Source organism: Bradyrhizobium aeschynomenes (assembly GCF_013178945.1).
GTDB classification, from domain to species: domain Bacteria; phylum Pseudomonadota; class Alphaproteobacteria; order Rhizobiales; family Xanthobacteraceae; genus Bradyrhizobium; species Bradyrhizobium aeschynomenes.
Genome location: NZ_JABFDM010000002.1, coordinates 31,893 through 47,833, shown reverse-complemented (window position 1 = coordinate 47,833; position 15,941 = coordinate 31,893). Strand labels below are relative to the sequence as shown.

The window sequence follows — 15,941 nt, the reverse complement described above, 5'->3', positions numbered from 1 at the left end:
TTCTCCGTCCGTGGCGCGCCAGCTCAGGATGCTGCTGCGGTGCGCTGTATCGGCGGCTGGCTCGCGGCCATCGCGGCGCCGATGGAGCGTTCGGCGGCGATGACGCTCTGCTCGGCGGCCTCCTGGGCCTCGGCGATGATGGCGCGGCCCGCGGCGGCCATGGCCGACAGCTGCCGGTCGGTGAAGCCCGTGGCCTGGCGCGTGGCGATGATCGAGGCTGCGACGGCCTGTTCGGCGGTCTCGACCGTGGGCGAGGCGTATTCCATGGGAGGCGGCAGCGGCTCGACCTGCGGCCGGCGTGACAGCATGGCCGCCTGCGTCGCTGCCATCTTGCGCTCCATCGCGGCAGCCGTCCGGCCGACCGCTTCGTTGAAGGCATGCTGAGCCGCGGCGATCGCCCGCGCGGCCTCGGCGAGGCGGTGCTCGATCTGATGAATGGAATGGGACGAGAGCGGAGGCGCGGCAGGCTCGTCGATCTCGCTCACGGTCTCGTCCTCCGCCGTCTCCAGCTGCTGCTCGACCGCGACAACCTCGTCGGCGCCGCTCTCGATCAGCTCCGCTTCGAGCTCGGCATGGCGGGCGAGGTCTGCCGCCGACTGCTCCTCGATCTGCTCGACGAAGGCTTCGGGCAGCATCGGTCCGGCATAGGGATTGTCGAGCAGGATGTCGGGCTCGTTCTCGGACGGCGAGGTCGGGATCTGCTGCTGCTCGCTCATGATGGCCTGCCTCTCGGATGTCAGCTCTTTTCGGCGGGCGGTGCGATCCGCCGGAATTGGCGCAAGGTGATGTCGCCGTCGGCGCCCAGGTAAAGCTCGGCGTAGAGATTGCCCGACTGTGTCGGCAGGATGCAGGAGCGGCCGTCCTGGCTGATCCGGCCGGTCTTGGGATGGTTCGCGGACAGAAACGACTGGGCGTTGGCGAGATACAGCGTGACGACCTGCTGGGCGGCCGCGCCGGTCTCCTGCGTGAAGGTCGTGCTCTCGATGATGCGGCAGACGCCCTCCGACAGCCGGGCGAAGCCGAGCCGCCGGCCCTGGCGCAGCCAATTGTTGACGGCGGCCGCGACCTCGTGCGGCGGCACCAGCCCCTTGACCTGCGGGCAGTCGAGCGCACCGAACATCAGCGGCAGCAGCGTCTGCACCGCGGCATTGGCCTGTGAGAGGCGCTGATCGGCAGAGCTGGCGGCGCTCTTGAGCTTGGCCGTCAGCGCCATGTAGATGCGGTAGTAGTCGCAAAATTCGTCGGCTGTGCGGGCCTGCTGCACGGCGAAGGCCGCCGCGTCGTTGCGGATGTCGGGGTTGCCGTCCTGCGGCTGCGGCAGCGCGATGAGCTCCCACAGCGCGATGGTCTCGTTGAGGCCGAGGCACTGGAACACGGGCGATGTCGCGACGCCGAGCTGCGCGAGCAGGGCCGGGACCGCGGCGAGATCCGATTGTCCACGAATGCCGTGGGCATTGAGGATGCTCTCGGTCTGGCTCGCCGTCGCGGCATCCTGTGCGCCGGTCTCCGCCTTGGCGAGCGTGCGCAGGTCGCCGAGATTGAAGGTCAGTAGCTTGACCGGGCTGACCTGCAGGCACAGGCCCGGCAGCAGCGCCAGCGGCGAGCCGTGCAGCCCGTCCTGGATCTCGGCCATCATGCTGGTTTCGTCCGGGAAGCTGTAGCTCGCGGTCGGCGCGCGCACCGCCCAGTCCAGCCATTGCACTCCGCCGTCGATGAACGCCAGGACCACCGCCCCGATCTCGGAGAGGCCGCCGCGGCCTTGGATCAGCCTGTTTGCGACCGTCACCGTCATGACATCACCCCGACGGGAAGTTCTTGAGGATGGTGGAGGCGGCGGCGCCGATCTGCGCGAAGTCCTCCGTCGCCGATTTCATCATGCCCTGTGCCGTCACCAGCGCTTCGGCATATTTCGGCTCGCCGGTCGCCAGCAGCTGCGCCATGGCGACGCCGGAGGCAGTGGTGGCGATGGTCGAGACGTTGCGCAGGGCGTCGGCCGCATCCTGGATCGCGATCGCTGCCGATTGCGCCACCGACTGATAGGCCTTGCCGGCGCCGCTGGTGAGCACGACCTGCGGCGCCATGGTCGCCTTCTGGACCTGGTTGATCACGTCGATGATCTGGGCGTCGACATTGCTCGGCATCTGCGTTTCCTCAACCGAACCGGCAGCCGCAGCAGGGGAGCGGCATCCCGGATCATGATGGTCTCGTCAGGTTGTCCGGCCCGGGGACTGGCCGGAGGCGATCAGGTTTTGGGCGGAGCAGGCGGCGTGCCGCCAGCCTCGGTGATCAGCTTGTTGAGATCGTCCTGCGCGGTCTGCGCCAGGCTGTTCGCGGTCGCGGCCTGCGCCTTCAGCGTATCGATCGCGGTCTCGGCGTCGGCATAGGCGGTGGCGATCGAGCTGCTCGGCGTCGGCGGCGTTGCCGGCGCCGTGCCGCCGGCATCGGCGACGATCTGGTTGAGATCCGCGGTCGCGGTCTGCGCGAGGTTCGAGGCCGCGCTGGCCTGCATCTTCAGGGCCGTCACCGCGCTTTCCGCTTCGGCGAAGGCTGCGGCGACCGCCGCGCTAGGCGATGGGTTGGGCGGCGGTCCGGGCAGCGGATCGACCGAGGGCGGCGGAGGTTTCGGCACGGGCGGCGGTACGACCGGAAACGGCACCGACAGCATCTTGGCGCAGGCCGCGGTCACCGCTGCCGAGCCGATCACGCTCGCGCCCTGCTGGCGACCGATGGCATTGTGCATCGCCATGCCGAGCGTCTCGACCATGACGGCGTCGAGCAGCCCGAAGGCCTGCGAGGGAGACTGACCGGTGAGCAGCGTGACCACGCCGGTCGTCGAGTCGATGATCTGGCTGTTGACCGTCCCCGGATCGTTCATGTCACGAGCTCCCTTGCGCGATGATCATCGCCAGGACCTGCGCGAGCGCCGCGCCGGCCAGGACCTGGCCACGTTGCTGATTGGCCGCGGCGTTCGCCATCGCGAGCCCGAGGCTGTCGGCCATCGCCACGTAGGTCATGCCCATGGCGACCGATGGCGCGAGCCCGACATTGACGATGTTGCCGTCGACCACGGCCGTCAGCGATGCGGATGCAGCTGGCACGGCGGACCGCTCCGTTGGCAGCGCGCACGCCTGCGGCTAGCCGGCGGCACCGTCGATGGACGGCCTGCTACACCAGGCCGAGCACCTTCTCGGTGGCGATGCCGGTCGTACCGGTATCGAGCGTCAGCAGCGTGGAGATGCCCTGCGTGGTCGAGGCCTGCATCGTCACGTAGGACTGCTGCTGGTTGTTGGTCGCGTTGTGGGCCGCGTTGGACAGCGCCTGGCTGGTGGCGATGAACAGATTGCCCATCGCGACGGCCGGCGCATCACCGAGCACCTTGGTGTTCACCTGGCTGATGGAGTCGGTGATCTGACTGTTGACGGCGGTCGGGAATGCCATGATGTCTCTCCTTTGCGAGTGCTGTTGCCGTAGGGTCGTCTCTCGATCGGCCAGGCGTCACGCGGGACGATGCCTAGCTCTTCAGGATGGTCGACGTCGCCAGTCCGGTCGACGCCGTATCGAGCGAATACAGCAGCGCGACGCCTGCCGTCGTCGCTGCCTGGGCAGTGACGTACATCTGCTGCTGCGCCAGGGTGGCGTTATGCGCCGCATTCGCCAGCGCCTGCGCCGTCGCCTGGTACAGGTTGCCCATCGCGATCGCGGGTGCCGTACCGAGCACCTGGACGTTGCTCTGGGTCACGGAGTCCGTGATCTGACTGTTGACTGCCGTGGGAAATGCCATCTCACCAGCTCCCTGGGATCGTTAGGCGCGTGCCAAGATCGGGCGTGACCGGTCCCGCGCTCGTGCTGCGTCAGGACGACAGGATGTCCTTGGTGGCGACGCCGGTGGCGGCGGTGTCGAGCGAGTAGAGCGTGGCGACGCCCATGGTCGTTGCCGCCTGCGCGGTCACGTAGCTCTGCTGCTGCGAGTTGGTGGCGTTGTGGGCGGCGTTCGCCAGCGCCTGCGCGGTCGCCTGGAACAGGTTGCCCATCGCGATCGCCGGCGCGTCGCCGAGCACCTTGGTGTTGGCCTGGGTGACGGAATCGGTGATCTGATTGTTGACTGAGGTCGGGAATGCCATGGCTTGGTCCTTTCAGGTGGAAGGCGATCGAGGTGGTCGGGAAGCAAACTGGTGCGGAGCGCGCGTCAGCTGGTCAGAGGCCCTTGACGCCGGTGTTGAGGATGTCGGCGGTTGCGACGCCGGTGGTCGCGGTGTCGAGCGAGTAGAGCGTGGCGACGCCCATGGTGGTCGCGGCCTGGGTCGTCACGTAGCTCTGCTGCTGCGCATTGGTCGCGTTGTGCGCGGCGTTGGCCAGCGCCTGCGCCGTGGCCTGATAGAGGTTGCCCATCGCGATCGCGGGCGCATCACCGAGGACCTTGGTGTTGGCCTGGGTGACGGAATCGGTGATCTGGTCATTGACCGACGTCGGGAAAGCCATCTCGTCCTTCTCCCTGTTTGAACCGAGATCCACCTCGTGACGCGTCGCGCGTCGTTCGGCGTGGCACCGGCGTCCGGGCGTGTCCCGAGGATGCCAACCGGCGTTGCAACAACCCTAGGGAGAGCGGAACTCGCGCGATAGTCGAAAGGGATGGAACTCAGGGACAAATCCGGGAGAAAAAGGCCGGGTCGTTTCGTCGATTCTGCCGCAATTCAGCGATCTGCCCGCACGCGCACGACGGGGATTTCGGTGGCATGGCCCCCTCGGAATCCGGGATCAGCCGCCCAAGCCCATAATCGGTGTCAGCGAGAGCAGGTCCCGAATGAGGCGGCCGTCGTGTTCGCGAAGCGGCCTTCCGGATGCCCCGTCATTGCGAGCGCAACGAAGCAATCCAGACTGCGGCCCTGGCAACATTCTGGATTGTTTCGCTGCGCCGCTGCGCCGGCAATGCGGCCATGACGGAGGAGAGGTCAGGGATCAATGCGGCGGGGGCTTCGTGCAACGGCCCCGCCCGCTTCCCTGCAATGCGGCGGCGACTACGCTGCCGTCTTCGTCTTGCCGTCCTGGATCGCGCGCCACAGCTTCTCGGTCGTCAGCGGCATGTCCAGATGCTTGACGCCGTAATCCGATAGCGCGTCGATCACTGCATTGATCACGCTTGCCATGGATCCGGCGCAGCCGGCTTCGCCGCAGCCCTTGGTGCCCAGCGGATTGCTCTTGGCCGGCACCGGATGGTTGTCGACCGTCATCATCGGCACGTCGGAAGCGCGCGGCAGCGCATAGTCCATCAGTGATCCCGTGATCGGCTGGCCGCTCTCGTCATAACGAAGATGCTCCATCAGCGCCTGGCCGATGCCCTGCGCCACGCCGCCATGCAATTGCCCGGCGACGATCATCGGGTTGATCACGGTGCCGAAGTCGTTGATCGCGGTGTAGCCGACGATTTGCGCCACGCCGGTGTCCGGCTCGATCTCGACCTCGCAGACATGGCAGCCGTTCGGGAACGTCGATTCCGTCGCCGTCGAATTGTGGTCGACGTCGAGCGAGGCCGGCACGCCCTCGGGCATTTTCCCCTCGCGCATGCGCCGCGCCAGCTCCATGATGTCGATGCTGCGATCGGTCCCCGCAATGGTGAACTGGCCGCCCACGAATTCGATGTCGGCTTCCGACGCCTCCAGCAGATGCGCCGCCGCCTGCTTGCCCTTGGCGATGACGAGCTGCGAAGATTCGACGATGGCCTGGCCGGTCGCCGTGATCGAGCGCGACCCGCCCGTGCCGTTGCCGAACCGCACGAGATCAGAATCGCTCTGCTCCAGCCTGATCTTCTCGAAGGGAACGCCGAGCTGGGCCGACAGCACCTGCGCGAACGGCGTCGCATGGCCCTGGCCGTAATCAAGCGTGCCGGTCGTGAGCGTCACGCCGCCATCGGCATCGAAAGTGATCTTGCCGAGCTCGCCGCTCGGCGGCGCGGTCACCTCGAGATAGGAGCCGACGGCGATGCCGCGCAGCTTGCCGGCCTTACGGCTCTCGCGCTTGCGCTTGGCGAAGCCAGCATAATCGGAGACCTGCAGCGCCTTTTCGAACACCGCGGCGAAGTCGCCGGAGTCATAGGTCACGCCCGACGCCGCCGGGAACGGCATCTGGCTCGGCTTGATGAAGTTGCGCTTGCGGATGGTGAGACGGTCAATGCCCATCTCGCGCGCCGCGGTATCGATCAGCCGCTCCATGAAATAGTTGGCTTCGGGTCGGCCGGCGCCGCGATAGGCGCCCATCAGGGTGACGTTGGTCAGCACGGTCTTGATGTCGACGCCGAGCAGCGGCGTCTTGTAGACGCTGGCGAGGTTCTTGCCGGTGTTGAGCGACAGCGGCAGCGGCGCCACGCCCATGATGTAGGCGCCGAGATTGCCGTAGCCGGACAGACGAACAGCAAGGAACTTGCCGTCGGCGTCGAGCGCCAGCTCGCCATGGATGATCTGGTCGCGGCCCTGGCTGTCCGACAGGAAAGCGGTGGTGCGCTCGTCCCGCCACTTCACCGGCTTCCCCAGCTCCCTGGCCGCATGCAGGATACAGATATATTCGGGATAGGAGACGTTCTTCATCCCGAACGAGCCGCCGACGTTGGTGGTGAGGATGCGAACCTTCTCCGGCGCAACGTTGAGGATCTTGGCCAGCGTCGCCTTGTTGCCCGACACGCCCTGCGTCGGCACCTGCAAGGTGAATCGCTCGCTTTTGCCGTCGAACGCGGCCAGCGCCACGCGCGGCTCCATCGACACCACGGCGACGCGGGTGTTGACAATGTCGAGCTTGGTCACGTGCGCCGCCTTGGCGAACGCCTCGTCGATCTTGGCGGTGTCGCCATAGTGGTAGTCGAGCGCCACGTTGTTCGGGATGTGATCATAGAGCTGCGGCGCGCCCGGCTTGGTCGCCTCTTCGGCATTGGTGACAGCGGGCAGGGGCTCGATATCGACCTCGACCGCTTCGGCCGCGTCGCGGGCCTGCGCCGCGGTCTCCGCCACCACGAAGGCGACGGGATCGCCGACGAAACGCACCTTGTCGGTGGTCAGTGCGGCGCGGTTGGTTTGCAGCAGAGGCGAACCGTCCCGGCTCTTCAGCGGCAGGCCGCAGGTGAACGGGCCGTAAGCGGCCGCCGCCAGGTCGGCGCCGGTCCAGACGCCGAGCACGCCCGGCATGGCCTTGGCTGCCGTGGTGTCGATGCCCTTGATGATGCCGTGAGCGTGGCTGGAACGCACGATCCAGGCATGCGCCTGGCCGGGCAGGTTGAAATCGTCGGTATATTTGCCGTGCCCGCGCACCAGCGTGTCATCCTCCTTGCGCCGAACCGGCTGCCCAACGCCGTATTTCTGCAGCGCAATTGCGTTTTCGAGGGAGGCGGGGGAGGTGTGATCTTGCATGGATGAGGACCCAACGGGCTGGATTGGTCGCAAATGCGGGCTGTTCCCAGATAGTGCAGCGCCCGCGGCCGGACAACGGTTGATTAGGAATGGTGCATCACGCCTGACGGAGGGGCTGTTGCGCCGGCGCTATCCACTGATAATGTCTCGGGAAAGAGAACTTCCATCTGGGCCGGTTCGGCCAGCGGAAAGACATTTGAATGATCAATGACACGCGGCTGCGGGAGAGTCCCACGCCGCGCGGGAACCTGGAGCCCGGCTTGCGTCCGGGTCTGGACGTCGCGACGACAGCCTGCGCCAGCAATGGCAGCAGCGTGTATGCGGCCCTGGACCTCGGAACCAACAATTGCCGGCTCCTGATCGCCTGTCCTTCGGGCGACAGTTTTCGCGTGGTCGACTCGTTCTCGCGCATTGTCCGGCTGGGCGAGGGCATCTCGACCACCGGCTGCATCAGCGATGCGGCGATGGATCGGGCCATCGCCGCGCTGTCCATCTGCCGGGACAAGATTCAGTCGAAAAAGGCGCGACGCCTGCGCCTGATCGCGACCGAGGCCTGTCGGGCGGCGGCCAATGCCGAAGGGTTCCGCAGCCGGGTGGCGGCGGAAACCGGCATCGAGCTCGAGGTGATCGACCGCGAGACGGAGGCGGCGCTGGCCGTGAAGGGCTGCGCGCCGCTGCTCGATCCCGGTGGTCGCGGGGCGATCCTGTTCGACATCGGCGGCGGTTCCAGCGAGCTGGTCAGGATCGAGCGTGATCCGTCAGATCGCAACGCCGAGCCGCGCATCAAGGCCTGGATGTCGATCCCGCTCGGGGTCGTGACCTTAGCCGAGCGCTTCGGCGGTCGTGACGTGACGCCGGCGATCTACGCCGCCATGGTCGATGCGGTGGCCGAGCATGTCGGTCCGTTCGCGGCCGAGAATGGCGGCGATCTCGCCGGCATGCATCTGCTCGGCACCTCCGGCACGGTGACGACGCTCGCGGGCATCCATCTCAACCTCGCGCGCTATGATCGTCGCCGAGTCGACGGCATCTGGATCAACGATGCCGACATCACGACGACCATCGGTAAGCTCCTGGCCATGAGCTACCAGGAGCGCGCCGAGAACAATTGCATCAGCATCGACCGTGCCGACCTGGTGCTGGCCGGCTGCGCCATTCTCGATGCCATCCGCGACGCTTTCCCGCTGCCACGGCTGCGTGTCGCCGACCGGGGCCTACGCGAAGGCATGCTGGTCGAGATGATGCGCGAGGACGGCGCGCTGAGGACCGCGTAGCGCCTTGCCCCTCCCCTGGAGGGGGGAGGGTGAACCAAATAGTTGCTGCCGGACCCTGATCATCGACCGATCCTTCGTCGTCGGCATCTGGTCACGACATCGAGAAAAACATGGCAAAAGACACCACCGGCCGCATGCATGTGCAGGTCAAGACCGGGGGCAAGCGCAAGCTGTCCTCGAAACTCTGGCTGGAGCGGCAGCTCAACGATCCCTATGTGGCCCAGGCCAAGCGCGACGGCTATCGCTCGCGCGCCGCCTACAAGCTGCTCGAGATCGACGACAAGCATCACCTGCTGAAACCCGGCATGACCGTGGTCGATCTGGGCGCCGCACCAGGCGGCTGGAGCCAGATCGCGGCGCGGCGGGTCGGGGCCGAGGCGGGAAAGGGCAAGGTGATCGCGATCGACTTGCTGGAGATGGGTGAGATTCCCGGCGTGACCTTCGCCCAGCTCGACTTCCACGCCCAGGATGCGCCCGAGAAGCTCCGCGCGATGCTGGGCGGGCGCGCCGATGTCGTGATGTCCGACATGGCGGCCAACACCACCGGCCATCGCAAGACCGACCAGCTGCGCATCGTCGGCCTCGTCGAGCTCGCCGCGCATTTTGCCGGCGAGGTGTTGAAGCCCGGCGGCGCGTTTCTCGCCAAGACGTTCCAGAGCGGCGCCGACGCCGAGCTGCTGGCGCAGCTCAAGCGCGATTACGCCAGCGTCCGTCACGTCAAGCCGGCTGCCAGCCGGCAGGATTCCTCCGAGCGCTACGTGCTGGCGACGGGCTTTCGCGGCGGAGAGCAGACCGACCTGTTGTAATGGCGTCATTGCGGCCTTGGCGCCCTGGCGATACAGAGCAGGGGCAATCACCGTCTCGGGAATCGGCCTGGGCCGGCGAGACGTCGAGTCCGGAGGTCCTGCATGCGTGTCCTCAACTGGAGCGCCCTCGCGCTGGGTTTGGCGGTCGGGTCCGTCTTATCGGGCGCTGCTCACGCCCAGGCCTACGATCCGCGCTATCCTGTGTGCATGAAGGTCTATGAAGGCGGCCGGTTTGGCGGTGGCGAGTGGATCGACTGCAGCTATACGTCGCTGCCGCAATGCCGCGCGACCGCCTCGGGCCGGGCGGCGATGTGTGACCTCAATCCGTTCTACGCGCCGCCGCAGCCGCCGCCGCGCCGCGCGCATCGGCGGCATCGCTGAAACATTTCATGACGGAACGGCCGTTGCCGTGCCGCGCGATCAAGCTCAGGATCCGGGACATCATCGCAATCGGGCTGCCGCAATGCCGCATCGTTTTATCGTTTCGCTCGTGATGCTCCTGCTGCTGCTGCCCGCGGTTGCGATGGCCGCGCCGTCGCACAAGCGCAAGGCGCACCGCTGGCAGGGTTACGGCTTCCTGCCGGGCTACAAGCAGCCGCCGAACAACAGCCTGCCGCTCTATGCCGACAAGGAGGCGATGCGTAACGGGCCGCCACGCGGCAGCCGTCGCCACTGGTATATCGACGGCACGCCGAAATACATGCTCTACAACGGCGAGTGGCACTATTTCGGCCGTCCCGGCTTCTACCGCGGCCAATACAACGGCGGCAGCTTCGGTCCGTGCTGGACACGGACCCCGATCGGGATGGTGTGGACCTGCGGATAGTCTCCGCGAACCAGAATTCGCTGCCGCATTCGCAACCGCTGCGGGCGCGCAGGCTGGCTCGATGGTCCGGATGCGCGCGACAACCATTCCTGTCTGGACAGGGGCCGGGTTTCCCGCTGAAATGTCGCACCTCTGAGCCAAGAACCTGAGAGCCAAGAGAAGAAGCGCGAGCCGCTCGTTCGGCCCACCGTGGAGGATTGCCTTGAATTCGTTCCGTAAGCGCCTGTTTGGCGCAGCCATCGTGTTGACGTCGCTGGCCGGTGCTCCGGCGATTGCCCAGCAGCTCGAGCTCAAGGTGATGGCGCCCGCCGCGCCCGGTGGCGGCTGGGACCAGACGGCGCGCGCGATGCAGCAGGCCTTCGTCGCATCCGGCGTGGCGCGCAGCGTCCAGGTCACCAATGTGGCGGGGGCGGGCGGCACGGTCGGCATCGCGCAATTCGTCAACGGCGCCAAGGGCGACGGCAACCAGTTGATGGTGAACGGCTTCGTCATGGTCGGCGCGCTCGCCATGAACAAGTCGCCGGTGACCCTGGAGCAGGTGACGCCGATCGCGCGGCTGACCGAGGAGATCCAGGTCATCGTCGTGCCGGCCAATTCGCCGATCAAGACGGCGCAGGATCTCGCGACGGCCCTGAAAGCCGACATCGCCAAGGTCACGTTCGCGGGCGGCTCTGCGGGCGGCGTCGATCACGTGATGGCCGCGCTGTTCGCGGGCGCCGTCGGGGCCGATGCCAAGAAGGTCAACTACATCCCGTTCTCGGGCGGCGGCGAGTCGCTGGCGGCCATCCTCGGCGGCAAGGTCACCGCCGGCATTTCCGGGCTCTCCGAGTATGACGGGCAGATCAAGAGCGGCAAGCTGCGCGCGATCGGTGTGTCCTCCGAGAAGCGCATTCCCGGTGTCGACATCCCGACCTTCAAGGAGCAGGGCATCGACCTCGTGCTCGCCAACTGGCGCTCGGTCGTGGCCGCGCCCGGCATCACGCCGGAGCAGAAGAAGACGCTCAGCGAGGCCGTCGAGAAGATGGTCAAGTCGGATGCGTGGAAGGAAATCCTGAAGCAGAAGGGCTGGGATGATGCCTACCTTCCGGGCGACGCATTCGCCGAGTTTCTCAAGAAGGAGAACGTCCGCGTCACCGACGTGCTGAAGTCGGTCGGTCTCGTCAAATCATGACCGACGGCGTCGGCACGGAAGCTCCGGCGCGCGGCGTCGACAAGGCCGGAATCGTGATCGCAGCGCTGCTTGCGGCGGTCGCGCTGGTGCTGGTCTATGATGCCAATCAGATCCCTGCGACCACGATGTACGGCATGGGGCCGCAGGTGATGCCGGTGGTGATCGCGATCGGGCTCGGCATTTTGGCGCTGGCCAATCTGATCGATGCCCTCAGGGGCAATCTGCCGCCGCGCGAGAGCTCCGATCCGTTCGCGGTGCTGCTGATCCTCGTCGGCCTCGCGCTGCTCATCGGCATCATCGGCTTCGGCGGCGGCTTCATCCTGGCGACGACGGCGCTGTTCGTCACGACATCGGCCGCGTTCGGCCGCCGCGCCTTCGTCATGGATCTCGTCATCGGCGCCGTGCTGACGACGCTCATCTACGTCGCCTTCGACCGTCTCCTCACCCTGAGCCTTCCCGCCGGTCCGCTCGAAAGATTGTTGTGATGGATACCTTCGCCGCGCTCGCGCATGGGATGGCGATCGCCGCCCAGCCCATGAACCTGCTCTATGCGCTGATCGGCGTCTTCCTCGGCACGGCGGTGGGCGTGCTGCCGGGCATCGGGCCGGCGCTCACGGTCGCGCTGCTGCTGCCGGTCACCTACAAGCTCGATCCCGGCGGCTCGCTGATCATGTTCGCGGGCATCTATTACGGCGGCATGTATGGCGGCTCGACCACCGCGATCCTGATCAACACGCCCGGCGAGAGCGCTTCGATGGCCACCGCGCTCGAAGGCAACAAGATGGCCAAGGCCGGCCGCGGCGGCCCGGCGCTGGCGACCTCGGCGATCGGCTCGTTCGTGGCGGGCACCATCGCCACCATCGGCCTTGCATTCCTGTCGCCCTATCTGGTCGACATCGCCGTGCGCTTTGGCCCTGAGGATTATTTCGCACTGATGTGCGTCGCCTTCATCACGGTTTCCGCGACCTTCGGCGACTCGCCGATCCGCGGCCTCACCAGCTTGTTCATCGGTCTGACGCTCGGCCTTGTTGGCATCGATAAGCTCACCGGACAGGCACGGCTCGCCTTCGGCGTTCCGGAGCTACTCGACGGCGTCGAGGTCACGACGCTCGCAGTCGGCCTGTTCGCGGTCGGCGAGGCGCTCTACGTCGCTTCGCGCCGGCATCACACCGAGGAGAAGATCGAGGCCATCAAGGGCTCGCTGTGGATGACGCGCGAGGACTGGAAGCGGTCGTGGAAGCCGTGGCTGCGCGGCACCATGTTCGGCTTTCCGATCGGCGCCTTGCCTGCGGGCGGCGCCGAGATTCCGACCTTCCTGTCCTATTCGACCGAGCGGCGGCTGACGAAATATCCGGATGAGTTCGGCAAGGGTGCGATCGAAGGCGTTGCCGGCCCCGAAGCGGCCAACAACGCATCGGCCGCCGGCACGCTCGTGCCGCTGCTGACCTTGGGCCTGCCAACCTCGGCGACCGCCGCGATGATGCTCGCCGGCTTCCAGCAATACGGCCTCAATCCGGGCCCGCTGCTGTTTGCCGAGCGCCCGGATCTCGTCTGGGGCCTGATCGCGAGCCTGTTCATCGCCAACACGATGCTGCTGGTCTTGAACCTGCCGCTGATCGGCTTGTGGGTGCGGTTGTTGAAGATCCCGACGCCGTGGCTCTACGCCGGCATTCTCGTGTTCGCGACCATGGGCACGATCGCCGCGAAGCCGTCCGTGGTCGAACTGTCGATGCTGGCCGGCTTCGGCGTGCTCGGCTTCCTGATGCGCCGTTTCGATTTCCCGATCGCGCCCGTCGTCGTCGGCCTCATCCTCGGGCCGATCGCCGAGAGCCAGCTGCGGCGCGCGCTGGCGATCAGCCTCGGCGACCCGATGACGTTGCTGCAATCGCCGATCTCGGCGACGCTGCTGGTCGTCGCGCTGATTGCGCTGCTTGCGCCGTTCGTCCTGAAAGGACTCGGGCGCTTCAAGGCGAATGAGGATTGAGGGCTCAGCAGCGAGCCGAGCTGCCGGCGGCGGGTCTGTGAAGCGCCACGCGTTGTCGTGATCCTTGTCGCGAGCTCATATTCGAGATGAGGATGGCCTTGCCGAGAACACGGTTCGAGGTTAAACTTTTAGGCGAGTAGCCGAAGAAATCTACGAGCATTTAGATACTACATTCGGAATAATTTGCTCGGATAGTCGGAAACCTGCCGACATCATGCTCCGCGCCAGTCGTGGCGGAGTACTACGTTGAAGTTGCTTCTTCCTCGACTCAGAAGGCAATCGATTTATTGTTCTGCTCTCCAACCGGTCCAATGGCAATTGGACGCATTCAGGCTGAATTTTTGAACGCGAGATAGGTTCGCACGAAAAGCGTGACCGGTTTATTTAATTTGAGTGATGGGGTTTGCGGTGTCAGATCAGGTCGTCTCGTTGGAGAATCGCTCTTTTCAACAAAGTCCCGCCGATCAAGGAAGCTATCGTCGCGCAGGCGCCGTGGCTCTGCTGTCGTTCTCAGCTCTCGTTTGCGCGCTCGCTGTCATTTTTCTAGCCGCGACGCTGTCGCAGGGCCGTCTCGCCAGTGTTCTGGTCAACGGCATCAACGTCAGCATATGGCGATTAGATGCGGTGCAAGCGCAATGGCAGAGTCTGCAGGCTCTTGAGGTCGAGCGGCGTGACATTCTGAGAAAGGCGGAACGTCTGGTCGCGGAAGCCCAATACGCTCAGATAAAGCTAGCGCCGGAATTGGCCGCGGCCAAATTGCGGGCCTTGAGCGCTGCGCGCAATCTCGCCCAGCAGGCCTCTGATGTGGTCCCCGGCCTGGCTGACGATGTCGGCAGGCTGGACGACCTGTCGAAAATCGCCGATCGGTTCACAAGAGAACAATCCAAATTTGCCGATTTCAAAGACAGTCTTTCCGATTTCCGATCCAAATATGAAGCACACGAGGCGACTCTGGTCGAGGCAAATCGTAGGGACAAGGACTACGATGCCGCCAGCGCCGAGGTGAAGAGGCTGGCGGAAGAAATCGCCGCTACGAGAAGCTCCATCGATGGCATCATCTCCTTTGGTCAGCCCGCGCTCGATGCCACGACGAAAGGTCGAATCGAGAACGCACTCTACGAACTGAGTCCGACGACATTCTTCGGCGAAATGTTCAGGAAGATCGTTACTTTGCAACCTGACATCTTGACGTTGTGCCTGGTCGTATTGATGGGGGTCCTCGGTGGTTCGCTGCAGATCGCGTCGTCGTTTTTCAGCGCTGAGGGTCGCGTTTCGCCGGGCAACTACTTCTTGCGACTTGGCTTTGGCGCGGTCACGGCGCTCGCCATCTTCGTGCTTGCAAAAGCCGGCGTTGTCATCGTTGCCGATCCGTCCAAGCTGGGAGGAGAAAGTCCCATCAATCCTTATTTTGTTTCCTTCGTCGCAATTGTCTCAGGATTGATGTCAGAGAGAGCCGTCGTTGCAGTCCAGCGGCAGGGAGAACAGTTTTTTGCAAATGCTGATGTTGGCACCCCGCGCTGGGCGCGGTCCGATCTGCACGATATGATTGAGGGCGACCTGACTGTCGATGCATTGGCACGTTATCTGAAAACGTCCGACAAGACCGAGGTGGATGCCATCCTGGCCGGGCAGAAGCCGGCGTCGGCCGTCGATCAGCAAACCATCGCTCTTTACCTGCGGCGGGAGATCAGGGATTTGTTCAGTGACCTACCGCGTTGAGCAAACCTGCGCCGTATTCCTGGCGGTATTCGCAATATCTCTGACGCTTACCGCGCGGTGCACCGCTCAATCGTTCATTCAACCGTCAGTCAAGGTGCTGATCGCGAGTTGCCCGGGTGATCGCCACTACCATCAATATGTCAACATTCAGATCAGCGATGAGGTCAATGCGATAGGGGGCGCTGTCCGCGCCATTCCTTCGTCGCCCCTGTCTCCCGATTGGGGGGCGGCCGACACGTCACGTCTGTTGAGTGCTTCGCCCAGCGCGATCATCGTTCATTTCTCCTGTTTCGAGAATTCCAGAACAGCAGATCGTCAGGGATGGAACGAGCGTTTGCGGATCTCCCAACGTGATACGAATTTCGGTCGTTTTCTTGCAAGCCTTGTCCGTCATGACGTCAAGGTTCTGATCTATTCACGCGTGTTCGAAAGATACCCTCGCTATCTCGAGGAAGTTTATCCGGAGCTGATGCAACGTCTGCGCGGCCGCGTGCTGCTGCTTTGTGTTAGGAGCAGCGGGAGACCCGAGATAGACTTTGATCAAATGCGAAACGCGGTTCAGCAGCTTCTCGGCTTTACGTCTCCTTCCGACAGCCAGATGCTGGCATGCAATCGCTAGCAAGCCCCGGCCGCCTCCAGTGAGGATTGCGTCTGGCGCGCAAGCGGGAACCGCGCCTTCGCACCGCAACATAACGTGACCGGCAGAAGGGGCGAAGATCGGCCTCGGCTTGAAACGATGTCAGCGCGATCTGGTTTGCGCTTGAACCATC

Annotated in this window: 19 protein-coding genes; 9 read left to right on the top strand and 10 right to left on the bottom strand. The window is 65.1% G+C overall.

Annotated features, from left to right (window positions below):
• Positions 1 to 23: 23 nt before the first annotated feature.
• From HL666_RS04915 to HL666_RS04870, 10 genes are all read right to left on the bottom strand, one after another.
• Positions 24 to 716: a hypothetical protein gene (locus HL666_RS04915; RefSeq protein ID WP_172108184.1), complete on the bottom strand. Its 693-nt coding sequence runs from the start codon at positions 714 to 716 to the stop codon at positions 24 to 26.
• Between the two features lie 20 nt (positions 717 to 736).
• Entirely contained in the window at positions 737 to 1,792 is a 1,056-nt protein-coding gene (locus HL666_RS04910; protein WP_172180236.1) for a hypothetical protein, read from the bottom strand.
• Positions 1,793 to 1,796: 4 nt separating this feature from the next.
• Complete coding sequence (locus HL666_RS04905; protein ID WP_172108188.1) at positions 1,797 to 2,141, bottom strand: hypothetical protein; 345 nt, start codon at positions 2,139 to 2,141, stop codon at positions 1,797 to 1,799.
• A gap of 101 nt (positions 2,142 to 2,242) precedes the next feature.
• Positions 2,243 to 2,875 carry a RebB family R body protein gene (locus HL666_RS04900; protein ID WP_172180234.1) on the bottom strand — a complete coding sequence of 211 codons (633 nt, stop codon included), beginning with the start codon at positions 2,873 to 2,875 and terminating at the stop codon, positions 2,243 to 2,245.
• Position 2,876: 1 nt separating this feature from the next.
• Positions 2,877 to 3,098 carry a RebB family R body protein gene (locus tag HL666_RS34110; protein WP_210261758.1) on the bottom strand — a complete coding sequence of 74 codons (222 nt, stop codon included), beginning with the start codon at positions 3,096 to 3,098 and terminating at the stop codon, positions 2,877 to 2,879.
• Positions 3,099 to 3,165: 67 nt separating this feature from the next.
• Positions 3,166 to 3,438 carry a RebB family R body protein gene (locus tag HL666_RS04890; protein ID WP_172108192.1) on the bottom strand — a complete coding sequence of 91 codons (273 nt, stop codon included), beginning with the start codon at positions 3,436 to 3,438 and terminating at the stop codon, positions 3,166 to 3,168.
• A gap of 73 nt (positions 3,439 to 3,511) precedes the next feature.
• Complete coding sequence (locus HL666_RS04885; RefSeq protein WP_172108194.1) at positions 3,512 to 3,781, bottom strand: RebB family R body protein; 270 nt, start codon at positions 3,779 to 3,781, stop codon at positions 3,512 to 3,514.
• A 70-nt stretch (positions 3,782 to 3,851) separates the two neighbouring features.
• Positions 3,852 to 4,121 carry a RebB family R body protein gene (locus HL666_RS04880; RefSeq protein WP_172108196.1) on the bottom strand — a complete coding sequence of 90 codons (270 nt, stop codon included), beginning with the start codon at positions 4,119 to 4,121 and terminating at the stop codon, positions 3,852 to 3,854.
• A gap of 73 nt (positions 4,122 to 4,194) precedes the next feature.
• Positions 4,195 to 4,479, bottom strand: coding sequence for a RebB family R body protein (locus HL666_RS04875; protein ID WP_172108198.1), 285 nt, complete (start codon positions 4,477 to 4,479; stop codon positions 4,195 to 4,197).
• Between the two features lie 536 nt (positions 4,480 to 5,015).
• Positions 5,016 to 7,391, bottom strand: coding sequence for a xanthine dehydrogenase family protein molybdopterin-binding subunit (locus HL666_RS04870; RefSeq protein ID WP_172180232.1), 2,376 nt, complete (start codon positions 7,389 to 7,391; stop codon positions 5,016 to 5,018).
• Between the two features lie 200 nt (positions 7,392 to 7,591).
• Between HL666_RS04870 and HL666_RS04865 the strand changes: the two genes are divergently transcribed.
• The 9 genes from HL666_RS04865 (at position 7,592) to HL666_RS04825 (ending at position 15,790) form a co-directional block, all read left to right on the top strand.
• Positions 7,592 to 8,665, top strand: a complete 1,074-nt coding sequence (locus HL666_RS04865; RefSeq protein ID WP_210261757.1) for a Ppx/GppA phosphatase family protein — start codon at positions 7,592 to 7,594, stop codon at positions 8,663 to 8,665.
• A 110-nt stretch (positions 8,666 to 8,775) separates the two neighbouring features.
• Positions 8,776 to 9,471 (top strand): RlmE family RNA methyltransferase, encoded by a 696-nt coding sequence (locus HL666_RS04860; protein ID WP_172108202.1) that lies wholly within the window; start codon positions 8,776 to 8,778, stop codon positions 9,469 to 9,471.
• A gap of 102 nt (positions 9,472 to 9,573) precedes the next feature.
• A complete protein-coding gene (locus tag HL666_RS04855) occupies positions 9,574 to 9,852 on the top strand; it encodes a DUF3551 domain-containing protein (RefSeq protein WP_172130741.1) in 279 nt (92 codons plus the stop codon).
• Between the two features lie 82 nt (positions 9,853 to 9,934).
• Positions 9,935 to 10,297 (top strand): hypothetical protein, encoded by a 363-nt coding sequence (locus HL666_RS04850; RefSeq protein ID WP_172108206.1) that lies wholly within the window; start codon positions 9,935 to 9,937, stop codon positions 10,295 to 10,297.
• A 202-nt stretch (positions 10,298 to 10,499) separates the two neighbouring features.
• Positions 10,500 to 11,468 (top strand): Bug family tripartite tricarboxylate transporter substrate binding protein, encoded by a 969-nt coding sequence (locus HL666_RS04845; protein WP_246741470.1) that lies wholly within the window; start codon positions 10,500 to 10,502, stop codon positions 11,466 to 11,468.
• Complete coding sequence (locus HL666_RS04840) at positions 11,465 to 11,953, top strand: tripartite tricarboxylate transporter TctB family protein (protein ID WP_172108208.1); 489 nt, start codon at positions 11,465 to 11,467, stop codon at positions 11,951 to 11,953. The genes HL666_RS04845 and HL666_RS04840 overlap by 4 nt, the downstream gene beginning before the upstream one ends.
• Positions 11,953 to 13,452, top strand: coding sequence for a tripartite tricarboxylate transporter permease (locus HL666_RS04835; protein ID WP_172108210.1), 1,500 nt, complete (start codon positions 11,953 to 11,955; stop codon positions 13,450 to 13,452). Before HL666_RS04840 ends, HL666_RS04835 begins: the two co-directional genes overlap by 1 nt.
• A 408-nt stretch (positions 13,453 to 13,860) precedes the next feature.
• Positions 13,861 to 15,171: a hypothetical protein gene (locus tag HL666_RS04830; RefSeq protein WP_172130739.1), complete on the top strand. Its 1,311-nt coding sequence runs from the start codon at positions 13,861 to 13,863 to the stop codon at positions 15,169 to 15,171.
• On the top strand, positions 15,155 to 15,790 hold the full coding sequence (locus tag HL666_RS04825) for a hypothetical protein (RefSeq protein ID WP_172130737.1): 636 nt from the start codon (positions 15,155 to 15,157) through the stop codon (positions 15,788 to 15,790). Before HL666_RS04830 ends, HL666_RS04825 begins: the two co-directional genes overlap by 17 nt.
• The last annotated feature ends 151 nt before the right edge of the window (positions 15,791 to 15,941 follow it).